At 66.9% G+C, this 23905-nt stretch carries 21 protein-coding genes; 20 read left to right on the top strand and 1 reads right to left on the bottom strand.

Annotated features, from left to right (window positions below; genetic code table 11):
• Positions 1-134: 134 nt before the first annotated feature.
• The 5 genes from AC1DYU_RS17630 (at position 135) to AC1DYU_RS17610 (ending at position 6376) form a co-directional block, all read left to right on the top strand.
• Complete coding sequence (locus tag AC1DYU_RS17630; protein ID WP_476792765.1) at positions 135-1736, top strand: peptide ABC transporter substrate-binding protein; 1602 nt, start codon at positions 135-137, stop codon at positions 1734-1736.
• Between the two features lie 35 nt (positions 1737-1771).
• Complete coding sequence (locus AC1DYU_RS17625; RefSeq protein ID WP_476792764.1) at positions 1772-2692, top strand: ABC transporter permease subunit; 921 nt, start codon at positions 1772-1774, stop codon at positions 2690-2692.
• A 4-nt stretch (positions 2693-2696) separates the two neighbouring features.
• Positions 2697-3818, top strand: coding sequence for an ABC transporter permease (locus AC1DYU_RS17620; RefSeq protein ID WP_476792763.1), 1122 nt, complete (start codon positions 2697-2699; stop codon positions 3816-3818).
• Between the two features lies 1 nt (position 3819).
• A complete protein-coding gene (locus tag AC1DYU_RS17615) occupies positions 3820-5418 on the top strand; it encodes an ABC transporter ATP-binding protein (protein ID WP_476792762.1) in 1599 nt (532 codons plus the stop codon).
• A 100-nt stretch (positions 5419-5518) separates the two neighbouring features.
• Positions 5519-6376 (top strand): D-amino-acid transaminase, encoded by an 858-nt coding sequence (locus AC1DYU_RS17610; RefSeq protein ID WP_476792761.1) that lies wholly within the window; start codon positions 5519-5521, stop codon positions 6374-6376.
• 83 nt (positions 6377-6459) lie between these two features.
• Here the strand turns inward: AC1DYU_RS17610 and guaD are convergent, their stop codons facing one another.
• Complete coding sequence (gene guaD / locus AC1DYU_RS17605; protein ID WP_476792760.1) at positions 6460-7782, bottom strand: guanine deaminase; 1323 nt, start codon at positions 7780-7782, stop codon at positions 6460-6462.
• Positions 7783-7900: 118 nt separating this feature from the next.
• On the opposite strand from guaD, the gene xdhA reads away from it, so the two are divergent.
• The 15 genes from xdhA (at position 7901) to AC1DYU_RS17530 (ending at position 23901) form a co-directional block, all read left to right on the top strand.
• Positions 7901-9367, top strand: coding sequence for a xanthine dehydrogenase small subunit (xdhA, locus tag AC1DYU_RS17600; RefSeq protein ID WP_476792759.1), 1467 nt, complete (start codon positions 7901-7903; stop codon positions 9365-9367).
• Entirely contained in the window at positions 9360-11702 is a 2343-nt protein-coding gene (gene xdhB / locus AC1DYU_RS17595) for a xanthine dehydrogenase molybdopterin binding subunit (protein ID WP_476792758.1), read from the top strand. The genes xdhA and xdhB overlap by 8 nt, the downstream gene beginning before the upstream one ends.
• Complete coding sequence (gene xdhC, locus AC1DYU_RS17590; RefSeq protein ID WP_476792757.1) at positions 11699-12553, top strand: xanthine dehydrogenase accessory protein XdhC; 855 nt, start codon at positions 11699-11701, stop codon at positions 12551-12553. Before xdhB ends, xdhC begins: the two co-directional genes overlap by 4 nt.
• Positions 12537-14108, top strand: coding sequence for an ABC transporter ATP-binding protein (locus AC1DYU_RS17585; RefSeq protein WP_476792756.1), 1572 nt, complete (start codon positions 12537-12539; stop codon positions 14106-14108). The genes xdhC and AC1DYU_RS17585 overlap by 17 nt, the downstream gene beginning before the upstream one ends.
• Positions 14101-15165 (top strand): ABC transporter permease, encoded by a 1065-nt coding sequence (locus AC1DYU_RS17580; protein WP_476792755.1) that lies wholly within the window; start codon positions 14101-14103, stop codon positions 15163-15165. The genes AC1DYU_RS17585 and AC1DYU_RS17580 overlap by 8 nt, the downstream gene beginning before the upstream one ends.
• Before the next feature lie 190 nt (positions 15166-15355).
• Positions 15356-16279 carry an ABC transporter permease gene (locus tag AC1DYU_RS17575; RefSeq protein WP_476792754.1) on the top strand — a complete coding sequence of 308 codons (924 nt, stop codon included), beginning with the start codon at positions 15356-15358 and terminating at the stop codon, positions 16277-16279.
• A gap of 30 nt (positions 16280-16309) precedes the next feature.
• Positions 16310-17389: a BMP family ABC transporter substrate-binding protein gene (locus tag AC1DYU_RS17570; protein WP_476792753.1), complete on the top strand. Its 1080-nt coding sequence runs from the start codon at positions 16310-16312 to the stop codon at positions 17387-17389.
• A gap of 300 nt (positions 17390-17689) precedes the next feature.
• Positions 17690-18859, top strand: coding sequence for an ABC transporter substrate-binding protein (locus AC1DYU_RS17565; protein WP_476792752.1), 1170 nt, complete (start codon positions 17690-17692; stop codon positions 18857-18859).
• 206 nt (positions 18860-19065) lie between these two features.
• Positions 19066-19992, top strand: a complete 927-nt coding sequence (locus AC1DYU_RS17560) for a branched-chain amino acid ABC transporter permease (protein WP_476792751.1) — start codon at positions 19066-19068, stop codon at positions 19990-19992.
• A 10-nt stretch (positions 19993-20002) separates the two neighbouring features.
• Positions 20003-20992 (top strand): branched-chain amino acid ABC transporter permease, encoded by a 990-nt coding sequence (locus tag AC1DYU_RS17555; protein WP_476792750.1) that lies wholly within the window; start codon positions 20003-20005, stop codon positions 20990-20992.
• A gap of 7 nt (positions 20993-20999) precedes the next feature.
• Positions 21000-21749 (top strand): ABC transporter ATP-binding protein, encoded by a 750-nt coding sequence (locus tag AC1DYU_RS17550; RefSeq protein ID WP_476792905.1) that lies wholly within the window; start codon positions 21000-21002, stop codon positions 21747-21749.
• Between the two features lie 2 nt (positions 21750-21751).
• Positions 21752-22450, top strand: coding sequence for an ABC transporter ATP-binding protein (locus AC1DYU_RS17545; protein WP_476792749.1), 699 nt, complete (start codon positions 21752-21754; stop codon positions 22448-22450).
• Between the two features lie 35 nt (positions 22451-22485).
• Positions 22486-22944: a cupin domain-containing protein gene (locus AC1DYU_RS17540; RefSeq protein ID WP_476792748.1), complete on the top strand. Its 459-nt coding sequence runs from the start codon at positions 22486-22488 to the stop codon at positions 22942-22944.
• 118 nt (positions 22945-23062) lie between these two features.
• The gene (locus AC1DYU_RS17535; RefSeq protein WP_476792747.1) at positions 23063-23398 is read left to right on the top strand and encodes a PilZ domain-containing protein; all 336 of its coding nucleotides are present in this window, start codon (positions 23063-23065) and stop codon (positions 23396-23398) included.
• Between the two features lie 143 nt (positions 23399-23541).
• A complete protein-coding gene (locus tag AC1DYU_RS17530) occupies positions 23542-23901 on the top strand; it encodes a PilZ domain-containing protein (RefSeq protein ID WP_476792746.1) in 360 nt (119 codons plus the stop codon).
• Positions 23902-23905 lie beyond the last annotated feature (4 nt).

Below are 23905 nucleotides of genomic sequence, written 5' to 3'. Positions count from 1 at the left end.
CACCAACCACTGGCCTGTAAAATCAGCGCAGGTCAGTCCATTTTTCCAGCTTGGCATGCCCTGGCAGCCGGGTTCTACTTCGCCTTGAGGGTTCCTTGCATCGCAGCGCGGACCGTCGCCAAGGGGAGGTTTTCATGATCGACGTCACGCGCCGCGCGGCGCCTCTCGTGCTGGCCGCGATGCTGCTTTTCTCCGGCGCCGCGACGGCCCTTGCCCAAGGTGTCTTCCATCGCGGCAATGACGGCGACCCCGAAACGCTCGACGCCCACAAGACCTCGACGGTCGGCGAGGCGCACCTCCTGCGGGACCTGTCGGAAGGGCTCGTCATCCACAGCATGAAGGGCGAGGTCATCCCCGGCGTCGCCGAGAGCTGGACGACGAGCGAGGACGGCAGGACCTGGCGCTTCGTCCTGCGCGGCAATGCGCGCTGGTCGAATGGCGATCCGGTCACGGCCGCCGATTTCGTGTTCTCGCTGCGGCGGATGCTCGATCCGCAGACCGGAGCGAAATACGCCAACATCCTCTACCCGATCCTGAACGCCGAGAAGATCAACAAGGGCACGGACGGCACGAAGATCGAGGATCTCGGCGTCGGGGTGATCGACCCGCGCACGCTGGAAATCTCGCTGGAGCGCTCGACGCCCTACTTCCTTGAGTTGCTGACGCACCAGACTGGGCTCCCGGTCCATCGTGCCTCGGTCGAGAAATTCGGCCGCGATTTCGTCAAGCCGGAGAACTGGGTCTCGAACGGCGCCTATGTGCTGAAGGAGTTCGTGCCGAACTCGCATATCCGGCTCGACCGGAATTCGGCCTTCCACGACGCCGCCAACGTCAAGATCGACACGGTGATCTACTATCCGACATCCGATCTCGCGGCGGCGGCACGACGTTTCCAGGCGGGCGAATTGCACCTCACCACCGACGTCCCGGCCGACCAGATCAAGTCATTGCGCGAGAAGCTCGGCAACCAGGTCCGGGTCGCGCCCTATCTCGGCACCTATTTCCTAATCCTCAACACGGCCAAGAAACCCTTCGACGATGAGCGTGTGCGCCGGGCACTCTCGCTTGCGATCGACCGCGAGTTCATCGCCGAGGAGATCTGGGGCGGCACGATGCTGCCGGCCTATGGCGTGATCCCGCCCCATATCGGCAATTACGGCGAGCGCGCCGAACTCGACTTCAAGCTGGCCTCGCCGCTCGACCGAGAGGACGAGGCCAAGCGGCTGTTGGCTTCGGCCGGTTTCGGGCCGGGCATGCCGCTGCGCCTGGAATATCGCTACAACACCACCGACAACAACCGCCATACGGCCATCGCACTGGCCGAGCAGTGGAAGGCCATCGGCGTCGAGACCAGCTTCATCAGCACGGATGGCAAGACCCATTTCGCCCATCTGCGCGACGGCGGCGATTTCGACGTGGCCCGCTATGGCTGGATCGGCGACTATTCCGATCCGCAGAACTTCCTGTTCCTGTTCCAGAGCGACAATACCGGCTTCAATTCGGGCAAGTACAACAACCCGCAATTCGACGCGCTGATGAAGCTCGCCGCCGACGAGACCGATCTCGCCAAGCGCGCCGCCATCCTGCGCGAGGCCGACAGCATCATCGCCCGCGAGCAGCCCTGGATTCCGGTGATGTACTACTCGACCAAGAACTTGGTCTCGCCAAAGCTCACCGGGTTCGAGCAGAACCTGCGCGGGGCGATCCCGACGCGGTTCCTGAGCCTCAAGCCTTGAGCGCCGCGCTCGCGATGACGTAGGGCGCTGAGCCTTTGCTCCCCTTCATCCTGCGCCGCTTCCTAAGCGCGATCCCGACGCTGTTTGCGGTCGTGACGCTGTCCTTCCTACTGATGCGGCTGGCTCCGGGCGGTCCGTTCGATCTGGAGCGGCCGCTGGATGCCGCCGTGATGGCCAATCTGCGCCGTATCTACCAGCTCGACCGGCCGCTTCACGAGCAATACCTGACCTATCTCGCCGCGCTGCTGCGGGGCGATTTCGGACCCTCCTACTTCTTCCGCGATTTCACGATCGCGGAGCTGTTCAAACAGGGCCTGCCGGTCTCGATGCGGCTGGGGGCCAGCGCGCTGGTGGTAGCACTCGCAATCGGGGCGCCGCTCGGCGTGCTGGCCGCGCTGCGCCGCAACAGCGCCGCCGACCACGCCGTGATGGGGCTGGCGACGGCGGGCATCACCATCCCCGGCTTCGTCGTGGCGCCGGTACTGCAGATCGTCTTCGGGCTGATGCTGGCCTGGCTGCCAGTCGGCGGCTGGAATGGCGGCGCCACACGCAACACCATCCTGCCGATCGTGACGCTGGCCCTGCCGCAGCTTGCCGTGATCGCGCGGATGACGCGCGCGGCGATGATCGAGACGCTGCGCGCCGACCATATCCGCACCCTGCACGCTCAAGGGTTGTCAGGGGCAACCGTTGCGCTGCATGCGCTTCGTGCGGCGGCGCTCCCCATCGTCTCGCATCTCGGACCGACGGCGGCGGCGCTGCTGACCGGCTCCGTCGTGGTCGAGACGATCTTCGGCATTCCCGGGATCGGCCGCTATTTCGTCGATGGCGCGCTCAACCGGGACTACACGCTGGTGATGGGCACGGTGGTCGTCGTCGCCCTTTTCGTGCTGGTCTTCAACCTCGCGGTCGATCTACTGCATGCGCTGCTCGACCCGCGCATCCGGCTGGGCTGAGGCGATGAGCGACGCCGCCCTGCTCCCCCCGCCCGCACCCGGCCGCTCGCTCTGGCAGGACGCGCGCAGCAGGCTCGTGCGCAACCGCGCCGCCGTGGTGAGCCTGGTCGTGCTGGCGCTGATCGCGCTGGCCTGCCTGATCGGGCCGCTCTTGACCGGGCACCCCTACGACAAGGTCTATCCGGATTATGTGCGCCTGCCGGCCGGCATCGCCAGCCACCCGCGGGCGGAGGCCGTGCCGGCGGCCGTCGCGCGCATCGCGGCGCGCATCCGCGCCACGGCCGGCGATGTCATCATCGAGAACGGTGTGGCGCGCGCGACCCTGACCGCGCCGCGCCCGATCGACCCGCGGCTGCTCGTCTATTTCGAGCGCTCGGACCAGTTCGGCGTCGCCCGCATCGTCGAGAGCGGCGATGACGGCCGCAGGCTCGTGGTTGAGGCGCCGCTCAAACCCATGCGCTTCCTGTTCGGCACCGATGGCAACGGCCGCGACCTGCTGACCCGTACGCTGATGGCCGGCCGGATGTCGCTCTCCATCGGCCTGCTGGCGACGACCGTGGCGCTCGTCATCGGCGTCGCCTACGGCGCCACGGCCGGCTATCTCGGCGGGCGCATCGACATGGTGATGATGCGCGCCGTCGATGTGCTCTATGCGCTGCCCTTCATCTTCATCGCCATCCTGCTCGTGGTCTTCCTCGGCCGGAATGTCGTGCTGGTCTTCCTCGCAGTCGGGGCGGTCGAATGGCTCGACATGGCCCGCATCGTCCGGGGCCAGACGCTCTCGATCAAGCGGCGCGACTATGTGCTGGCGGCCGAGGCGCTGGGCGTGCCGACGCGCGGCATCCTGACCCGCCACATCATCCCCAACACGCTGGGGCCAGTGATCGTGCAGGTCACGCTGCTGGTGCCGAAGGTGATCCTGCTGGAAAGCTTCCTCTCCTTTCTCGGGCTCGGCGTGCAGGAGCCGATGACGAGCTGGGGCGCGCTGATCTCGGACGGGGCACGCGCCATCGAGGCCGCGCCCTGGCTGCTCACTGTACCCGCCGGCTTCCTGGTGACGACGCTGTTTGCGCTCAACTTCCTCGGCGACGGCCTGCGCGACGCGCTCGATCCGACCGAGCATTGAGATGGACACCGGCGCTCCCCTGCTCTCGGTCCGCGATCTCAAGGTGCGCTTCCGCACGCGTGACGGCATGGTCGAGGCTGTGCGCGGCATCGACCTCGATGTCGCACCGGGCGAATTCGCCGCCATCGTCGGCGAATCCGGCTCCGGCAAGAGCCAGAGCGCGATGGCGGCGATGGGCCTGCTCGCGAGCAATGGCGAGGCCAGCGGTTCGGTGCGCTATCGCAGCACCGAGCTGCTGAACCTGCCGCCGGCGCAGCTCAACCGCTATCGCGGCAGCCGGCTTGCGATGATCTTCCAGGAGCCGATGACCTCGCTCGATCCGCTGTCCCGGGTCGGGCACCAGATCGCGGCGCCCTTACGCCGGCATCAAGGCCTGTCCCGCAAAGCCGCGCGGGCCCGCGCGCTCGAACTGCTCGGGCTGGTCAGGATCGACCGCCCCAACGCGCGGATCGATGCCTATCCGCACGAGCTCTCCGGCGGCCAGCGCCAGCGCGTGATGATCGCGATGGCGCTCGCCAACGACCCGGACCTGCTGATCGCCGACGAGCCGACGACGGCGCTCGACGTCACCATCCAGGCCGAGATCCTCGAATTGATCGCCGAGATGCGCCAGCGGCTCGGCATGGCGGTGCTGCTGATCACGCATGATCTCGGACTGGTGCGCCATCATGCCGACCGCATCCATGTGATGCAGGCCGGCCGGATCGTCGAAAGCGGGCCGACGGACAAGCTCTTCGCTCAGCCTTCGCATGCCTACACACAGATGCTGCTCGCAGCCGAACCGCATGGCATGAAGGCGCCGCCGCCGGCCGATGCGCCCGTGCTGCTGGAGGCCCGCGACCTGCGCGTCAGCTACACGCTGTCGCGCGGGTTCCTGGGGCGGGACAGGCTGGTGCTGCATGCGCTCGACGGCATCGACCTGACGCTCCGGCGCGGCCAGACCATCGGCATCGTCGGCGAATCCGGCTCCGGCAAGTCGACGCTGGGCAAGGCGGTGCTGAAGCTCCTGCCCTGCGCCGGCACGATCCGCTTCGAGGACCGCGCCCTGCAGCCGCTCGACCGGGCCGCGATGCGTCCGCTGCGCAAAAGCCTTCAGGCGGTGTTCCAGGACCCGTATGGCTCGCTCTCGCCCCGGCTGACGGTGGGGGAGATCGTCGGCGAGGGGCTGCTCGTCCATGCGCCCGGCCTGACGCGGGCGCAGCGCGAGGCCCGCGTGGCGCAGGCACTGGAGGAGGTCCGGCTCGACGCAGCCTTGCGCAACCGCTACCCGCACGAATTTTCCGGCGGCCAGCGCCAGCGCATCGCGATCGCGCGCGCGATGATCCTGCATCCGGCGCTGGTCGTGCTCGACGAGCCGACGTCGGCGCTGGACCGCACCGTGCAGGCGAGCATCATTGCGCTGCTCAAGAACCTGCAGACCCGGCACGGCCTGTCCTACCTCTTCATCAGCCATGACCTCGCCGTAGTCAGGGCGATGGCTGATGAGACCATGGTGATGAAGGACGGGCGCGTCGTCGAAAGCGGGCCGACGGAGGCGATCTTCGCGGCGCCGCATCACGACTATACGCAACGGCTGCTGGCGGCCGCGCTGCGGCCGTGAGTTGCGCGCGACGCCGCCCCGCAAGCCTGCTTTGGCGCTCGCCTCACGCAGAACGCTCGGCTACATCAATCCATCTCCCTGAAGCGACGAGACCAGACCGATGAGCCGCACCGTCTATGTCAATGGCAGCTACCTGCCGGAAGAAGACGCCACCATCTCGATCTTCGACCGCGGCTTCATCTTCGGCGACGGCATCTACGAGGTTTCGGCGGTGATCGGTGGCAAGCTCGTCGATTGCGAGGCGCACCTGGCCCGGCTGGAGCGCTCCTGCGGCGAGATCAGGCTTGCCCTGCCCTGGTCGAAGGCCGAACTGGTCGCCATCCATGAGGAACTCATCAGGCGCAACAGCCTCGACGAGGGCGGCATCTATCTGCAGGTCTCGCGCGGCGCCTCGGACCGCGAATTCGCCTTCCCCAAGGACGTGACGCCGACGCTGGTGATGTTCACCCAGGCCCGCAACTTCGTGAATGCCCCGACCGTCAAGACCGGCATCAAGGTCGTGTCGATGCCGGATCTGCGCTGGGCACGCCGCGACATCAAGAGCGTCAATCTGCTCGCCCCGGTGCTCGCCAAGCAGTTCGCAGCCGAGAACGGCGCGCAAGAGACCTGGCTGACCGAGGACGGCGTCGTGACCGAGGGTGCCTCCTCGACCGCCTGGATCGTCAAGGGCAAGACCCTGATCACGCGGCCTTTGTCCAACAAGGTGCTGCCCGGCATCACCCGCAAGGCCGTGCTCGCCTTCCTCGATGAATCCGGCTTCACATTGGAAGAACGCGCCTTCACGCTCGACGAGGCGCTGGAGGCCGAAGAAGCGTTCATCACATCGGCCACCAGCCTGGTGATGCCGGTGACCACGATCGACAGCCACACCATCCACAATGGCGCGCCAGGGCCGGCGGCGCTGCGCCTGCGCGAAATCTATGTCGATTTCGCGCGCAAGGGCGGCGCGCTGGGGTGACGCTTTTACGCGACCCTCGAGAACCTCCCCGTCATCCCGGAGCTCCGCTTCGCTGCGTCCGGGATGACGGGGAGGTTCGTTCGCTACACTCCGCTCGAGGATGACGCGGGCGCCACCCGCTCCCCCATCACATAGGTCGCCACCACGTTGCGATCGTCCCCCAGCGTGACCAGCACGAAAAGTTCCTCCGCCAGGTCGCGCGCCGTCTCCAGTCGGTGCGCCATCGCGCGCTGCGCGGCGGGGTCGAGCACGACGATGTCGGCCTCGTGGCCTGGCTCCAGCGAGCCGATCAGATGGTCGAGCTTCAGCGCTCTGGCATTGCCGAGCGTGATCGCATGCAGGGCGGCGAAGGCCGAGAGCGACTGCCCCTGCAATTGCAGCACCTTGTAGGCCTCCGACATCGTGCGCAGCATCGAATAGGAGGTGCCGCCGCCGATATCGGTCGCGACCGCCACGGGGACGCCCTCGGCACGCGCCCTCGCCCAATCGAACAGCCCCGAACCGAGGAAGAGATTCGAGGTCGGGCAGAACACCGCGACCGTGCCGGTCTCGGCGAAGCGCCGCCATTCCCGATCGGTCATGTGAATGCAGTGGCCGAGCAGGCTTTTGGGTCCGAGCAGGCCGTAATGCTGGTAGATGCCGGCATAGTCGCCGGCCTCCGGGTAGAGTTCGTTGGCGAAGGCGATCTCGGCCCTGTTCTCGTTGATATGGGTCTGGACGTGGCAATCGGGATGCTCGGCCGCCAGCCGCCCGGCGGCCTCCATCTGCTCCGGCGTCGAGGTCACGGCAAAGCGTGGGCTGATGACGTAAAGCTGCCGGCCCTTGCCATGCCAGCGTTCGATGAGCGCCTTCGAGTCGGCATATCCGCTTGTAGCCGTATCGGTCAGCGCGTCGGGCGCATTGCGGTCCATCATTACCTTGCCCGCGAGCATACGGGTGTTGCGACGCTGCGATTCGCGAAACAGAGCTTCCGCCGATTGCGGATGCACCGAACAGTAGATCACCGCCGTCGTGGTGCCGTTCGCCAGCAATTCGTCGAGCAGGAAGGTGACGAGCTTTTCGGGATGGCCCTGCTGGCTGAGCTTCTGCTCCTCGACGAAGGTGTAGCGATTGAGCCAGTCCATCAACTGCGCGCCATAGGAGGCGATCACCTGCGTCTGCGGCATATGCAGATGCGCGTCGATGAAGCCAGGCATGATCAGATGTGGGCGGTGATCGACGATCTCTGCGCTAGAGGGCAGCGTCGCCAGCAATGCGCTCGCCTCGCCAACGGCGGCGATGATGCCATCCTCGACCACGACCAGCCCATCCGCGACATAGCGATGGGCGGCCTCGCCGGCATCATGGGGATCATCGACGAACCAGAGCAGGCGGCCGCGCAAGGCAATCACGGTCTTTTCCGTCACGGGCTTTAGGCTCCGGCTCAAATTCACATCACATCTGCACCAAATCAAAGCTTCCGGCCAAGCCGGGATCATGCCTAATCTGCGGGCATGATCGGTATTTGCGAACGAGGCGGGCGGGATGCGTGACACCCTACGCTTCCTTCTCGGCGACGAACGGGTCGAGATCGCCTCCTGCGATCCGACCCTGACGGTGCTCGACTGGCTGCGGCTCGACAGGCGCATGACCGGCAGCAAGGAGGGCTGCGCCGAGGGCGATTGCGGAGCCTGCACCGTCGTCGTTGGCCGCATCGACCGGGGCCTGATGCGCTATGAGGCGATCAATGCCTGCATCCGCTTCCTGCCGACGCTCGACGGCTGCCAGCTGCTGACGGTCGAGCATCTGAAGGGCGAGGACGGCGCACTGCATCCGGTGCAGCAGGCGATGGTCGACTGCCATGGCTCGCAATGCGGCTTCTGCACGCCGGGCTTCGTGATGTCGCTGTTCGCGCTCTGGCTCAACGAGGATGCGCCGTCGGTTTCGCGGATCGAGGATGCGCTGGCGGGCAATCTCTGCCGTTGCACCGGCTATGAGCCGATCATCGCGGCGGCGCGGCGGATGTATCGCCTCGGCGCGGCGGATCGCTTCGATCGCGACGCCGTTGCAAAGCGGTTGAGCGAGCTCTCCGACACGGAAACGCTTTCGCTTTCGGGTCCAAGCGGCCGCTTCCTCGCGCCGGCGACCGTCGAGGCGCTGGCCGACCTCCTCATCGCCGAGCCGCAGGCGACACTGATTGCCGGCGCGACCGATGTCGGTTTGTGGGTGACGAAAGGCATGCGCCGGCTCGACCCCGTGATCTATCTCGGCCAAATCGAGGCTCTGCGGGAGATCGAGGATCGGGACGACCATCTGCGGATTGGCGCGATGGCGACGCAGACCGATGTCCGTTCGGCGCTGGCAGCGCTATCGCCGCAGCTTGACGAACTGATGCGTCGCTTCGGCGGCGAGCAGGTCCGCAATGCCGGCACCATCGGCGGCAACATCGCCAACGGCTCACCGATCGGAGACCTGCCGCCGGTGCTGATCGCGCTGGGTGCCAAGCTGGTGCTGCGTCGCGGGGACGATCGCCGGAGCATCCCGCTCGAAGGCTTCTTCCTCGACTACCGCAAGCAGGATCGGCGCGAAGGCGAGTTCGTCGAGGCCGTGATCGTGCCGAAGCTAGCTGCCGACGCGCTGTTCCACGTCTCGAAGATCTCCAAGCGCTTCGACGAGGATATCTCGGCCGTCTGCGGCGCCTTCCTGCTGCGGATCGGTGAAGACGGCCGGGTTGCGGAGTCGCGACTGGCCTATGGCGGCATGGCTGGCATCCCGAAGCGCGCGGCGGCTGCGGAGACCGCGCTGATCGGCAGGAATTGGGATGAGGCAGCCGTGACAGCCGCTATTGCCGCCCTGCCCAAAGACTTCACCCCGCTCAGAGACATGCGGGCCTCCGCGCAGTATCGCCTGACGGTCGCCGGAAACCTGCTGCGGCGCTTCCTGATCGAGACCACGCAGCCGGAGGTCGAGACCCGCGTTGCGGGGCTGCTGGCGGAGGTCGGCCATGGCTGACGCGCGCAAGCGGATCGAGCCCGAGAGCGCGACAGGGCCGCTGGGCGCGGCCCGCATCCATGATTCCGCCGCGCGGCATGTCGCGGGCGAGGCGGTCTATATCGACGACATCGCGGCCCCGGCCGGGCTGCTGCACGCCTATCTCGGGCTGAGCGGCATCGCCCATGGCAAGCTGGCCTCGCTCGATCTCGACGCGGTCCGCGCGGCGCCGGGCGTGCTCACCGTGCTGACCGCTGCCGACATTCCCGGCAGCAACGACATCTCCTCGACGCATCGCCATGACGAGCCGGTCTTTGCGACGGATATGATCCTGCATCACGGCCAGCCGCTCTTCGCGGTCGTCGCCGAAACACGCGAGGCGGCGCGGCATGCGGCCCTGCTCGCCAAGGCGGTTTACGAGGAGGCGAAGCCTCTGCTTGACGTCGCGACTGCACGCGCGGCGGGCGGCGATCTCGTCACCGACCCGCTCAAGCTCGAACGCGGCGACGTCGCGGCTGCGATGGCCGCCAGCCCGCGTCGGCTCAAGGGCTCGATTGAGATCGGCGGGCAGGACCATTTCTATCTCGAAAGCCAGATCGCGCTCGCCATCCCCGGCGAGGAGGAGGACATGCAGGTGTTCTCCTCGACGCAGCATCCCAGCGAAGTGCAGCACATGGTGGCGCAGGTGCTGGGCGTCGGCTCGCATGCGGTCACCGTCGAGGTCCGGCGCATGGGCGGCGGCTTCGGTGGCAAGGAGACGCAGTCGAACCTCTTCGCCTGCGTCGCGGCGCTGGCCGCGCGCAAACTGAAGCGGCCGGTGAAGCTGCGGCCCGACCGCGACGACGACATGGTCATCACCGGCAAGCGCCACGACTTCATCTGCGATTACGAGATCGGCTTCGACGATGACGGCCATATCCTCGCGGTCGATGCCATCTATGCGGCGCGCTGCGGCTGGAATGCCGATTTGTCGGGACCGGTGACGGACCGCGCCCTGTTCCACATGGACAATTGCTATTTCTATCCGGCAGTGCGCGCCGTCTCAGAGCCGCTGCGCACGCATACGGTCTCGAACACGGCCTTTCGCGGCTTCGGCGGGCCGCAGGGCATGGTCGGCGCCGAGCGCTTGATCGAGGAGGTCGCCTTCGCGACCGGGCTCGACCCGCTGGAGGTGCGAAGGCGGAACCTCTATCGACCCCTGGGCCGCGACGTCACGCCCTATCACCAGACCGTCGAGGACAATATCGCTGGCGAGGTCATCGACCAGCTGGAGCGCTCCAGCGACTATCGCGCGCGCCAAAAAGCGATCCGCGAGGCCAACGCCAGAAGCCCGATCGTCAAGCGCGGCATCGCGCTGACGCCGGTCAAGTTCGGCATCTCCTTCACCGCGACCTGGTTCAACCAGGCCGGCGCGCTGGTGCATGTCTACACCGATGGCACGGTGATGCTGAACCATGGCGGCACCGAGATGGGCCAGGGGCTTTATGTGAAGGTCGCGCAGGTTGTGGCGCAGGCCTTCGGCATCGGGCTCGACCAGATCAAGATCACCGCGACGACGACCGGCAAGGTACCCAACACCTCGGCGACGGCCGCCTCATCGGGCTCCGATCTCAACGGCATGGCGGCGCTCGATGCCTGCGAGACGATCAAGGCAAGGCTCGTCGCCTTTGCCGCGACGAAATGGAACGTGCTGCCCACCGACATCGCCTTCCTGCCGGGATGTGTCCGGATCGGCGCGCAGGAGATCGGCTTTTCCGAGCTGGTCGGGGCTGCCTATATGGGCCGGGTCCAGCTTTCGGCGACCGGCTTCTACGCGACGCCGAAGATCCACTGGGATCGCAAGGCCGGGCGCGGTCATCCGTTCTATTACTTCGCCTATGGCGCGGCCGCGGCCGAGGTCGCGATCGACACGCTGACCGGCGAATACAAGGTCGAGCGCGTCGACATCCTGCATGATTGCGGCACCTCGCTGAATCCGGCGATCGACAAGGGCCAGATCGAGGGTGGCTTCATCCAGGGCATGGGTTGGCTCACCACCGAGGAACTGGTCTGGAACGAGAAGGGCGTGCTCAAGACGCATGCCCCCTCGACCTACAAGATCCCCGTCGCCTCAGACCGGCCCCGCATCTTCAACGTCGCGCTGCTGGAGAATACGCCCAATCGCGAGCCGACGATCGGTCGCTCCAAGGCGGTCGGCGAGCCGCCGCTGATGCTGGCGATCTCAGTGCTGCATGCGCTGTCGGATGCGGTGGCCAGCGTCGGCGGGCATAAGGTCTGCCCGAAGCTCGATACGCCCGCGACGCCCGAGCGCGTGCTGGCGGCGGTCGAGCGGGTGCGGGCGGAGGCGGGCGCGTGACCCTCTCAGCTTTCCTCGCCCGCAACCTGCGCCACGGTGCCATCCTCGTCACCATCGCCAGCGCCGCCGGCTCCACGCCGCGCGAGGCCGGCGCGGCGATGGCCGTGAGCCACGGCGCCACAGCCGGCACCATCGGCGGCGGGCAGCTCGAATTCCATTGCATCGACATCGCCCGCGAGATGCTGGCGGCAGGCGACAGGGATCGCAGCCTCGACATCCCGCTCGGCCCGCAGATGGGCCAGTGCTGCGGCGGGCGGGTGACCGTTTCACTGAAGCGCGCGACGGCGGCCGATCTCGCCATGCTCGCGGCGAGCGAGAAGGCCGACGCCGCCTCCCGCCCGGCCGTGCTGATCTTCGGCGCCGGACATACCGGACGGGCGCTGGCGCAAGCGCTTGCCGCCCTGCCCTTCGCGACGACGCTGATTGACGACCGCGACGGCGTCATGGACGGGTTGCCTCCCGCCATCACCTGCATCCGCATGGCCGACCCGGTCGCGGCCATCGATACCGCCAGAGCAGGCTCCGCCTTCGTCATCCTGACCCACAGCCACGCGCTGGATTACCGCCTCAGCGAGGTGGCGCTGATGCGCGGCGACGGGGCTTATGTCGGCATGATCGGCTCGGCGACGAAACGGGCGCGTTTCGAGGCCGGCTTCCTGCGCGCCGGCGGCCGGAGCGACGCGCTTACGCGCCTGACCTGTCCCATCGGTGGCGCCGATGTCGCGGATAAGCGCCCCGAGGTCATCGCGACCTTGACGGCGGCCGAGCTGGTGCGGAGTTTGCTTCGCGGATCAAGGGCTTCCGACGAAGCCGGAGTGGAGGAAAGTGCCGGCCATGACGCAACCGCCTGACCAGACGGTTCGCCCTCGGCTTGCCCTGTCGCACATCTCCAAAAGCTTTCCCGGCGTGAAAGCGAACGAGGACATCAGCCTCTCCGTGCGACCAGGCGAGATCCACGCCCTGCTCGGCGAGAACGGCGCCGGCAAATCGACCCTGGTCAAGATCATCTACGGCGTGCAGCAGGCCGACGAGGGCAGCATCGCCTGGAATGGCGAGACCGTCGCGATCCCCTCGCCCAAGGCAGCACGCAGGCTCGGCATCGGCATGGTGTTCCAGCATTTCTCGCTGTTCGACGCGATGACGGTGATCGAGAACATCGCGCTCGGGCTCGACGAGGCGGTCGATCGCGATGAACTCAAGGCCCGCGTCGCCGCCATCCTCGACAGCTATTCGCTGCCGCTCGACCCCGAGCGCGAGGTCCATACGCTCTCGGTCGGCGAGCGCCAGCGCATCGAGATCGTGCGCTGCCTGCTGCAGAAGCCCAAGCTCCTGATCATGGACGAGCCGACCTCGGTGCTGACGCCGCAGGAGGTCGACAAGCTGTTCCTGACGCTGCGCCAGATCGCATCCGAAGGCTGCGCCATCCTCTACATCTCGCACAAGCTGCACGAGATCAAAGCGCTCTGCGAGGCCGCCACCATCCTGCGCGGGGGCAAGGTCGTCGCGACCTGCGACCCCAAGATCGAGACGACCAAGCGCATGGCCGAGCTGATGATCGGCGCCGAACTGCGCCAGATCGAGCATGGCGAGAGCAGCGGCACAGGGGCCGTGCGGCTCTCCGTCTCGGGGCTGACATTGGCGGGCGAGCCACCCTTCGGCACCGATCTCGAAGCCGTGACCTTCGAGGCGCGAGCCGGCGAGATCCTCGGCATTGCGGGTGTCGCCGGCAATGGCCAGTCGGAGCTGCTGGCCGCGCTTTCGGGCGAGCGGCCCGCGACGCAACACGACGCGATCACGCTCGACGGCAAGCCGATCGGCACGATGACGGCCGGTCCGCGCCGGGCGCTTGGCCTTGCCTGCGTGCCGGAAGAGCGCAACGGCCATGCCGCCGTGCCGGACTTTTCGCTGGCCGACAACAGTATCCTGACGGCGCGGCACCGCCTGCCGCTGACCCCGCTCGGCATCATCAGCGCCAGTGACGTCAGCAACTTCGCCGATTCCGTGATCAAGCGCTTCGATGTCCGCACCACCGGCACCGCCGCGCTGGCGCGTTCGCTCTCGGGCGGCAATCTGCAGAAATTCATCATGGGCCGCGAGATCGGCCAGCAGCCCGGCGTGCTCGTCGTCTGCCAGCCGACCTGGGGCGTCGATGCCGGCGCTGCCGCCGCGATCCGGCAGGAGCTGGTCGATCTCGCCGCCAAGGGCTCGGCCGTGGTGGTGATCTCGCAGGACCTCGACGAGTTGCTGGAGCTCGCCGACCGGCTCTGCGTCATCAATGAGGGGCGATTGTCGGCGCCTCGCGCCGTGGCCGAACTCGGCATCGACGAGATCGGGCTGATGATGGGTGGGGTGCATGGCGAGAGCGGGCACGGCAAGTCCGATCTTGGAGAATCGGCCCATGCTTGAATGGCGCCGCCGCCGCGAACCGAGCACGGCCATGCTCTATGCCAGCCCGCTGATCGCGGTCGTCCTGACCATGCTGATCGGCATGATCGTCTTCACTGCGATGGGCTATGACGGTTTCCACGCCGTGCGCGACATCTTCCTGACGCCGTTCCTCGAGCCGCAGCGCTGGGCCGATCTCGGCGTCAAGGCCGCGCCGCTCGTCATCATCGCGCTCGGGCTTGCCATCGGCTTCCGCGCCAATGTCTGGAACATCGGCGCCGAGGGTCAGTACATCATGGGTGCGATCGCCGGCACCGGCGTGGCGCTCGCGACCTACGAGATGACCGGATGGTGGATCCTGCCCGTCATGGCGCTGGCCGGCATCCTCGGCGGCATGGCCTGGGCGGCAATCCCCGCCTTCCTGCGGGTGAAGCTACAGGTCAGCGAGATCCTGACCAGCCTGATGCTGACCTATGTCGCGGTACAGGCGCTGTACTACCTCGTGCGCGGCCCGTGGAAGGATCCGGACGGCTTCAATTTTCCGCAGACGCGGATGTTCACCGCCGACCAGACGCTGCCGGCGATGATGGAGGGGTCGCTCGTCCATCTCGGCATTCCCGTCGCGGTGATCATCGCGCTTGTCGCCTGGCTGCTGATGGAGAAGACCACCGCCGGCTATGCGGTGAAGGTCGTCGGCCTCGCCCCGGCCGCCGCGCGCCATGGCGGCTTCAGCGCCGACAGGGTAACCTGGGCGACGCTGCTGGCGGGCGGCGGGCTTGCCGGACTTGCGGGACTGTTCGAGGCGGCGGGCCCGTTCGGCCAGCTCACGCCGCAATTCCCGACCGGCTACGGCTTCACCGCGATCATCGTCGCGTTTCTCGGCCGCCTGAACCCGCTCGGCATCGTTTTTGGGGGCGTCGTGCTGGCGGCGACCTATGTCGGCGGCGAGATCGCGCAGACCACGGTGCGGCTGCCGCAGGCGGCGACCGGCATGTTCCAGGCGCTGCTGCTCTTCGTGCTGCTCGCGACCGATGTGCTCGTGCGCTACCGGATCGGCTGGAAGGTGCGGGCGGCATGAGCGTTTGCGGCTTTTCCTCCTCGCTCTCTACACCCTCCGCGTCATCCCGGACGCAGCGAAGCGGAGCTCCGGGATCCATCCTAGAGCGTCGGAGCCTTCCGATGGATCCCGGCGCTGCGCGGCTGCGCCGCTTGTCCGGGATGACGGCGCGGGTTTTGGCAGCGGCGTTGCGGCCCTCGGAGGCGCGTCTATGACCACCGCCATCCTCGTCTCCATCCTGATGACCCTCGTCGCCGCCTCGACACCAATCCTGCTGGCGGCGTTGGGCGAACTCGTCGTCGAGAAATCCGGCGTGCTCAATCTCGGCGTCGAGGGCATGATGCTGTGCGGGGCCGTCGCGGGTTTCGCCGTGGCGTTCAGCACCGGCAGCACCGGGCTCGGGCTGGTCGCGGCCTGCGGCGCCGGTATCGCCACCGCCATGGTCTTCGCGGTTCTGACCCTATCGCTGACCGCCAACCAGGTCGCGACCGGGCTGGCGCTGACGATCTTCGGCGTCGGTGTTTCCTCGCTGATCGGGGCCGGCTTCGTCGGGCGCACGATCACGCGGATCGGCCCGGTGTTTCCCGCCGCGCTATCGGAGCATCCGCTGCTGCGCGCCGTCTTCGGCCACGACATCGTCGTCTATCTCTCGCTCGCGCTCGTGCTCGGCGTCAGCCTGTTCCTGCGCAGGACGCGAGCCGGACTGATCCTGCGTGCCGTCGGCGAGAACGATGCCTCGGCCCATGCGATCGGCTATCCCGTCATCGCCATCCGCTATGGCGCGATTGCCTTTGGCGGCGCGCTGGCAGGGTTGGGCGGTGCCTATTTCTCGCTGGCGCTGACGCCGATGTGGGCCGACCGGCTGACCGCGGGCCGCGGCTGGATCGCGCTGGCGCTGGTCGTCTTCGCCGCCTGGAAGCCGGGCCGGCTGCTCCTGGGCGCCTATCTGTTCGGCGCGGTGATGACGCTGGAGCTGCAGGCGAAGGCCGCCGGCATCACCTGGCTCGCACCGGAACTATTGGCCATGGCGCCCTATCTTGCGACGATCGCGGTTCTGACCATGATGTCGTTAGGCCGAAAGACAGGCCGGCTCGATGCGCCGGCCTGTCTCGGCAAGCCTTTCTCGGCGTCGTGACGCCGCCACCATAACGGGGAGACCAGGATCATGACCTCCATCATCACGCGCCGCCGGTTCAATTTCGGCGCCGGCGCCGCCGCCGCGACCCTGCCGCTGATCGGTGGCGCCTCGGCGCAGGCGCCGCTCGGCGTCGGCTTCATCTATGTCGGCCCGGTCGGCGACCATGGCTGGACCTGGACGCATGATCAGGGGCGCAAGGCGCTGGAGAAGGAGTTCGGCGCCAAGATCAAGACGAGCTTCATCGAGAACGTCGCCGAGGGACCGGATGCCCAGCGCGCCATCCGCCAACTTGCGCAGGCCGGCAACCGGATCATCTTCACGACCTCCTTCGGCTTCATGAACCCGACGATCCAGGTCGCCAAGCAGTTCCCGAAGATCCATTTCGAGCACGCCACCGGCTATCAGCGCGCCGAGAACGTCGCGACCTACAATGCCCGCTTCTATGAGGGCCGTGCCGTGATCGGCACCATCGCCGGGCACATGTCGAAATCGGGCCAGGCCGGCTATATCGCCTCCTTCCCGATCCCCGAGGTGGTGATGGGCATCAACGCCTTCACGCTTGCCGCGCGGAAGGTGAACCCCAACTTCAAGACCAAGGTGATCTGGGCCTCGACCTGGTACGACCCGGCCAAGGAGGCCGACGCCGCCAAGGCGCTGATCGACCAGGGCGCCGACATGATCACCCAGCACACCGACTCGGCCGCGGCCCTGCAGGCGGCCGAGCAGCGCGGAGTCTTCGCCTTCGGCCAAGCCTCGGACATGAGCAGCTTCGCGCCCAAGGCGCATCTCTCGGCGATCATCGACGACTGGTCGGGTTACTACGTCAAGCGCGTCAAGGAGGCCATGGACGGCACCTGGAAGTCCGGCGACGTCTGGGGCGGGATCAAGGACGGCTTCGTCAAGATCGCGCCCTATAACGCCGCCGTGACGCCCGCCGCGCGCGCTGCCGCCGACGAGGTGACGAAGGGCATCGTGGCCGGGACGCTGCATCCCTTCACCGGCGAGCTCAAGGACCTCAAGGGAGAGGTTCGCATCAAGGCGGGCGAGAAAGCCTCCGACGAGATGCTGTCCAAGATGGACTGGTATGTCGACGGCGTGCAGGCGTGAGTTCGCTGTGCCGGGCGTCACACCCGCGCCGTTATCCCGGACGCAGCGCAGCGAAGCTCCGGGATCCATCGTAGGGCGGATACGGCCCAAAGGATTGGCTCTACGATGGATCCCGGAGCGGCGCGGCTTCGCCGCTGGTCCGGGATGACGGCGGTTGATCGAAGCCACGAAAATTCCCGCGCAAGAACCCCTTGCGGATATTTTAAGCTTGAAACAATATGCCTTCATCGCGTGGCAATGAGGGTTGAGGGACCCCTGCCGCGCTGTCGCTTTCTCGCTCGTCCCGGGAGGACATCCGACATGACACTCAAACTCTCACTCTCGCTCGGTGCCGGTCTGCTGGCGCTCGGCATCGCCAGCGCCCAGGCGCAGGAGCCGATCAAGATCGGCGTCGTCTCCGTCCTGACCGGCCCTGCGGCCGCGCTCGGCCAGCAACTCCGCGACGGCTTCCAGCTCGCGGTCGACAAGAACGGCGGCAAGCTCGGCGGCGTGCCGGTTCAGATCACCGTGATCGACGACGAGCTCAAGCCCGACGTCGCGGTCGGCAAGGTCCGTAGCTTCGTCGAGGGCGGCAAGGTCGATTTCGTCGTCGGCCCGATCTTCTCCAACATCCTCGGGGCGATCGCCAAGCCGGTGCTGGATTCCGGCGCGATCCTGATCAGCCCCAATGCCGGCCCCTCGACCATGGCGGGCAAGGCCTGCCATCAGAACTTCTTCGTCACCTCCTACCAGAACGACCAGGTCCATGAGGTGCTGGGCAAGTACGCGCAGGACCAAGGCTACAAGCGCGCCTATATCATCGCGCCGAACTATCAGGCCGGGAAGGACTCGCTCGCCGGCTTCAAGGCCTATTTCAAGGGCGAGGTGGTCGACGAGGTCTATGCGCCGCTGACCTCTATGGACTTCGCCTCCGACCTCGCCAAGATCGCCTCGACCAAGCCGGACGTGGTCTTCGCCTTCCTGCCCGGCGGCCTCGGCGTCAACTTCGTCAAGCAGTGGTCGCAGGCCGGCCTGCAGGGCAAGATCCCGTTCCTCTCCGCCTTCACGGTCGATGAATCGACCCTGCCGGCGCAGCAGGATGCGGCGGTCGGCCTGTTCGGCGGCATGACCTGGGCGCCCAACATGGACAACCCGCAGAACAAGGCCTTCGTCAGTGCCTATGAGGCGGCCTATAAGATCGTGCCCGGCTCCTACGCGATGCAGGCCTATGACGCCGCCATGCTGATCGACTCCGCCGTCAAGGCGGCCGGCGGCACGGCCGACAAGGACAAGCTGCGGGCGGCGATCAAGAAGGCCGACTTCACCTCGCTGCGCGGCAAGTTCAAGTTCAACACCAATGGCTACCCGATCCAGGACTTCTATCTGGTCAAGGTCGCCAAACGCGCCGACGGCAAATTCCAGACCGAGATCGCCCAGAAGGTGTTCACGGACTACGCCGATCCGCATGCGAAGGATTGCGGCTTGAAATAGCGGCAAGAGACCCGCGGGGAACCCCTCTCCTGTAAGGAGAGGGGTAGGGGTGAAGTGTCGGCCGTTCGAAGGTAGGACGCTGCCCTGACCACCGCATTCGGTTCGCTCACAGCTACAGTTTCCAACGGCCGACCCCTCACCCTACCCTCTCCCTACGGGAGAGGGTTCCCCGCGCCCTTTCCGGCATCATCGCGGCTCAGGCTCACATGACCACCGGCCTCCTTATCGTCCAGATCCTGAACGGGCTCCAGCTCGGCATCCTGCTGTTTCTCGTGGCGGCGGGGCTGACGCTTGTCTTCGGGGTGATGGACTTCATCAACCTGGCGCATGGCGTGCAGTACATGCTCGGCGCCTACCTCGCCGTCACCTTCGTCGGCCTGACGGGGAGCTTCGTGCTCGGGCTCGTGCTGGCGCTGGCTGCGGCGCTGGTGATCGGGCTCGCGCTGGAATTCCTGGTCTTCCGGCATCTCTACGAACGCGACCATCTCGACCAGGTTCTGGCGACCTTCGGGCTGATCCTGCTGCTCAACCAGGGTGTGAAGATGGTCTGGGGCGCGGCGCCCCTGTCCGTGCCGGTGCCGGCCTTCCTCGCCGGCAACATCGCGCTGCTCGACGGCATCCTCTACCCGACCTACCGCTTCGCGCTGATCGGCGCCGGCCTCGCAGTCGGTGCGCTGCTGTGGTTCATCGTCGAGAAGACGCGCACCGGCATGCTTTTGCGCGCCGGCGCCTCGAACGCGCCGATGGTCTCGGCGCTCGGCGTCGACATCAACAAGCTCTTCATGATCGTCTTCGCCTTCGGGACGATGCTGGCGGCCTTCGCCGGGGCGATGGCGGCGCCGATCCTCTCGGTCGAGCCCGGCATGGGCGACAACATCCTGATCCTCGCCTTCGTCGTCATCGTCGTCGGCGGCATCGGCTCGATCCGCGGCGCCTTCGTCGGGGCGCTGATCGTCGGCCTCGTCGACACGCTCGGCCGCTCCTCGATGAACGACCTGCTGCGGCTGTTCATGAGCGCGCCCTCGGCCAGGGCTGCGGGCGCGGCGCTGTCCTCGATGCTGATCTATCTGGTGATGGCGATCGTGCTGTTCGTGCGGCCCGAGGGCCTGCTGCCGGCCAAGGGACGGTCATGAGGAGGCGCGCATGAGCCTCGCCAGCGCAGCCGTCCCGGCGCCAGTGACGGCGCCCGCCCGGCGGCGCCCGCTCGTCGCCATCGCGCTTTTCGGCCTGCTGGCACTGCTGCCGGTGGCGGTTTCGCTCGGGCTGCCTTCGCATTGGCTGACGCTGGTGACGCGGGCGATGATCTTCGCCATCGCGGCGCTCTCGCTCGACCTGATCCTCGGCGTCGGCGGGCTGGTCTCGTTCGGCCATGCCGCCTTCGTCGGCATCGGCGCCTATGCCACCGGAATCATGATCACCGAGGGGCGCAGCGAGATCATGCTGATCCTGCCGGTCGTGCTGGCGCTGTGCGCGGTCTTCGGCGCGGTGACGGGGTACGTCTCGTTGCGCACGCGGGGCGTCACCTTCATCATGATCACGCTCGCCTTTGGCCAGATGGTGTATTTCCTGGCGCAGGCGCTCTCGGCCTATGGCGGCGATGACGGGCTGACGCTGTATGAGCGCAGCACGGTCCTCGGCTTCGATCCGTTCCGCAACCGCGTCGGCTTCTTCTATCTGGTGCTGGGCGTGCTGCTCGCCTGCTACGGCCTCGTCAGCGTCATCGTCGCCTCGCGCTTCGGGCGCGTTCTGGGGGCCGCGCGCGAGAACGCCACTCGCGTCGCCGTCACCGGCTTCCATGTCGGCCGCATCCGGCTTGTCGCCTATGTGATCTCAGGCATGATCGCGGGCGTGTCCGGCTTCCTGCTCGCCAACCAGACCGAGTTCGTCAGCCCGGCCTACATGTCCTGGCCGCGCTCGGGCGAGCTGATTTTCATGGTCGTGCTCGGCGGCGTCGGTTCGCTGCATGGCGCCATCATCGGCGCGCTCGCCTTCCTGTTCGCGGAGGATGTGCTGTCGGGCTGGACGGAGCATTGGAAAGTGATCTTCGGCCCGATGATCGTGCTGTTCGTGCTGTTCACACGCGGCGGGCTGGTCGGGCTGATGCGCAAGCTCGGGGTCGGTCGTCATGACTGACGCAACGATGGCTGAGCCGGTGCTGGTCCTGTCCGGGTTGAACAAGGCCTTCGGGGCGCTGAAGGTGACCGATGGTGTCGCACTGTCGGTCGCGCCCGGCGAGTTGCATGCGTTGATCGGCCCCAACGGTGCCGGCAAGACGACGCTGGTGCATCAGATCTCCGGCATGCTGCGCCCCGACACCGGCAGCATCCACTTCAGGGGACGGGATATCACCGCCCTGCCCCCGGAGAAGCGCGCACGGGCCGGCCTCGCGCGGACCTTCCAGATCACCTCGACGATCCCTTCGCTCTCCGTGCTGGAGAACGTCGCGCTCGGCGTGCAGGCGCGGGCGAACCATCCGCTCGCCCTGTTCCGCAATGCGGCGCGCGACGAAAGTCTGAACCGCCCGGCCTGGGCCGCGATCGAGGCCGTCGGCCTGACCGAGCGGGCGCATGTGCTGGCGGGGCGGCTCTCGCATGGCGAGAAGCGCGCGCTAGAGATCGCCATGGCGCTGACATTGGAGCCGGCCGCAATCCTGCTCGACGAGCCGCTGGCCGGCGTCGGCCGCGAGGAGGGTGAGCGCCTGATCGCGCTGCTGGCGAGCCTGAAGGGGCGCTACGCGATGTTGCTGGTCGAGCACGATATGGAGGCCGTCTTCGCGCTGGCGGATACGGTGAGCGTGCTGGTTTATGGCCGCGTCATCGCTTCGGGCGCGCCGGCAACGGTGCGCGCCGATCCGGCCGTGCGCGAAGCCTATCTCGGCGAGGAGGGCTAGGAATGCTCGTCGTCGAAGGGCTCGATGCCGGCTATGGCGAGGCGCAGATCCTGTTCGGCGTCGATCTTACGATCGGCGAAGGCGAGGTCGTGACGCTGCTCGGCCGCAACGGCATGGGCAAGACCACGACGATCCGCGCGATCATGGGCATGATTGCGCCCAAGGCCGGGCGGGTCAGCGTCGGAGGCAAGGACCTGACGGGCGCCGCCTCGTTCAGGATCGCGCAGGCCGGCATCGGGCTGGTGCCGGAGGGACGGATGATCTTCCCGACGCTCTCGGTCGAGGAAAACCTGATCGCGACGGCCTCCAGCCGCTTTGGCGAGGCACGTTGGGACATCGGCCGGATCTACGCCTTCTTCCCGCGCCTGAAGGAGCGCCGCGCCAATCGCGGCAACCAATTGTCGGGGGGCGAGCAGCAGATGCTGGCGATCGGCCGCGCGCTGATGACCAACCCGAAGCTCGTCATTCTCGATGAGGCGACGGAGGGTCTGGCGCCGATCATCCGGCAGGAAATCTGGTCCTGCCTCGCCGCGCTGAAGGCCGAGGGCGAGTCGATCCTGGTGATCGACAAGAACGTCGATGCGCTGGCGAAAATCGCCGACCGCCATATCGTGCTGGAGAAGGGCCGCGTCGTCTGGCGCGGCACGAGCGACGATCTGCGCAGCGACAGCGCGGTCAAAGACCGCTTCCTGCATTTCTGAGAAACACCGCAGTGCCGACAAGTGAGGACAGAGCCATGAAACCGCTGACCGCCGGCGTCACCCGCGCCAATGACGGGCTCGATTCGATCTCCTGGAACATTCTCGGCCAGACCTATGTGCCGAAGTCGCTGAGCCCGGATTCGTTCTCCTGGCACGCGACCTTTCCGCCGGGCACCTTCGTCCCGCCACATATCCACACGACGCAGGACGAGTTCATCTACATGCTCGAGGGCCGGCTCGACCTCATCCTCGACGGCACCGAGAGCCACGCGCTCCCCGGCGACCTGATCCGGCTGCCGCGCAACGTGCCCCACGGCCTGTTCAACAAGAGCGAGACCCCGGTGAAATGCCTGTTCTGGGTCGCGCCAACGGGCCGGCTCTACGATTTGTTCTGGGGCATCCATGCGATGGCCGACCAGAACCCGGCCGATGTCGTGGCGCTATCGGCCAAGCACGAGGTCGATTTCCTGCCACCTCCGCCCGAAGGTGCCTGAGCCGGCCAGGTTAAGGTTAAACCGACCTTTAGGCTGTATCGGAGCCGAATTTCCGGCAGTTTGCTATCAACGAACGAAGAGACGGGCTGCAAAAGGCCCGTCCGCCAGGGAGCAAACCATGATCGCCGATCGCCGCATCCAGGCGCGAACCCGCGTCTTCCAGGGCGCCAGCGTTGTGTTCAACGGGCGTCAATCCGTCCTGGCCTGCACGGTCCGCAACTGGTCGGAGACAGGAGCAATGGTCCGCATGAGCGATTGGATCGCCCTGCCCGAGACCTTCGAGCTCGACATCGCCAACACGGATGGCAGCGTCCGGGTGCGCCAGTGCTGGCGGCACGGAGACGATGTCGGCGTCGCCTTCATCGCGGCGGACGAACAACGCTCCGGCGAGGTCGTCTCGCTGCAGGAGGCCCGCGCCAGGCGCAGCGGCCGGACCGGCGTGCCATCTGCGTAAGCGGGCGGCAAATCTTCTCGCCTTAGACCGGCGTCCGGGCCGTTAAGGTTAAGTAAGGCTTAAGACTGCCATCCGACGTCTGCTCGGCTATGAACGCTCAGGTCGCACTGCGCGAGAGCGCGAGACAGGCTGGATGGCATCATATGACGATCGAACGTCGCAAGGCTCAGCGCCTGCGTTCCTTGCTGGGTGGACGCGTGAGCTTCAACCAGAGCCATTCCACCTTGGATTGCGTGGTCCGCAATCTCTCGGAGGACGGCGCCCTGCTGCAAGTGTCAGACGCCGTCGCGCTACCGGCCAGCTTCGATCTTGAGCTCGCCAAGCACCAGCGCTCCTACATCGCGCGTATCCGCTGGCGCGATGGTGAGCGCGTCGGCGTCGCCTTCGAAAGCCAGCCCGCGGCCGAGATCGTACCGCTCGATATGGCGCGCCGGCTGAAGCATTGCGAACAGACCAATGCGAGGCTCAAGGCGCGCATCTCGCAACTGACCGAAGCGGGCTGACGGC

Source organism: Allobosea sp. P2_B12, assembly GCF_056404835.1.
Note: the sequence above shows the minus strand (reverse complement) of the source record. Positions and strands in the feature narration are given on the sequence as shown.

What these genes read in the sequence shown, in the direction of transcription:
- AC1DYU_RS17540 (WP_476792748.1), top strand. Translation starts at nt 22,486, where the DNA reads ATGAAACCGCTGACCGCCGGCGTCACCCGCGCCAATGACGGGCTCGAT.
- AC1DYU_RS17570 (WP_476792753.1), top strand. Translation starts at nt 16,310, where the DNA reads ATGACCTCCATCATCACGCGCCGCCGGTTCAATTTCGGCGCCGGCGCC.
- AC1DYU_RS17630 (WP_476792765.1), top strand. Translation starts at nt 135, where the DNA reads ATGATCGACGTCACGCGCCGCGCGGCGCCTCTCGTGCTGGCCGCGATG.
- xdhA (WP_476792759.1), top strand. Translation starts at nt 7,901, where the DNA reads ATGCGTGACACCCTACGCTTCCTTCTCGGCGACGAACGGGTCGAGATC.
- AC1DYU_RS17615 (WP_476792762.1), top strand. Translation starts at nt 3,820, where the DNA reads ATGGACACCGGCGCTCCCCTGCTCTCGGTCCGCGATCTCAAGGTGCGC.
- AC1DYU_RS17560 (WP_476792751.1), top strand. Translation starts at nt 19,066, where the DNA reads ATGACCACCGGCCTCCTTATCGTCCAGATCCTGAACGGGCTCCAGCTC.
- AC1DYU_RS17620 (WP_476792763.1), top strand. Translation starts at nt 2,697, where the DNA reads ATGAGCGACGCCGCCCTGCTCCCCCCGCCCGCACCCGGCCGCTCGCTC.
- AC1DYU_RS17545 (WP_476792749.1), top strand. Translation starts at nt 21,752, where the DNA reads ATGCTCGTCGTCGAAGGGCTCGATGCCGGCTATGGCGAGGCGCAGATC.
- AC1DYU_RS17610 (WP_476792761.1), top strand. Translation starts at nt 5,519, where the DNA reads ATGAGCCGCACCGTCTATGTCAATGGCAGCTACCTGCCGGAAGAAGAC.
- AC1DYU_RS17555 (WP_476792750.1), top strand. Translation starts at nt 20,003, where the DNA reads ATGAGCCTCGCCAGCGCAGCCGTCCCGGCGCCAGTGACGGCGCCCGCC.
- AC1DYU_RS17575 (WP_476792754.1), top strand. Translation starts at nt 15,356, where the DNA reads ATGACCACCGCCATCCTCGTCTCCATCCTGATGACCCTCGTCGCCGCC.
- AC1DYU_RS17580 (WP_476792755.1), top strand. Translation starts at nt 14,101, where the DNA reads ATGCTTGAATGGCGCCGCCGCCGCGAACCGAGCACGGCCATGCTCTAT.
- xdhB (WP_476792758.1), top strand. Translation starts at nt 9,360, where the DNA reads ATGGCTGACGCGCGCAAGCGGATCGAGCCCGAGAGCGCGACAGGGCCG.
- AC1DYU_RS17550 (WP_476792905.1), top strand. Translation starts at nt 21,000, where the DNA reads ATGGCTGAGCCGGTGCTGGTCCTGTCCGGGTTGAACAAGGCCTTCGGG.
- AC1DYU_RS17530 (WP_476792746.1), top strand. Translation starts at nt 23,542, where the DNA reads ATGACGATCGAACGTCGCAAGGCTCAGCGCCTGCGTTCCTTGCTGGGT.
- AC1DYU_RS17535 (WP_476792747.1), top strand. Translation starts at nt 23,063, where the DNA reads ATGATCGCCGATCGCCGCATCCAGGCGCGAACCCGCGTCTTCCAGGGC.
- AC1DYU_RS17585 (WP_476792756.1), top strand. Translation starts at nt 12,537, where the DNA reads ATGACGCAACCGCCTGACCAGACGGTTCGCCCTCGGCTTGCCCTGTCG.
- AC1DYU_RS17565 (WP_476792752.1), top strand. Translation starts at nt 17,690, where the DNA reads ATGACACTCAAACTCTCACTCTCGCTCGGTGCCGGTCTGCTGGCGCTC.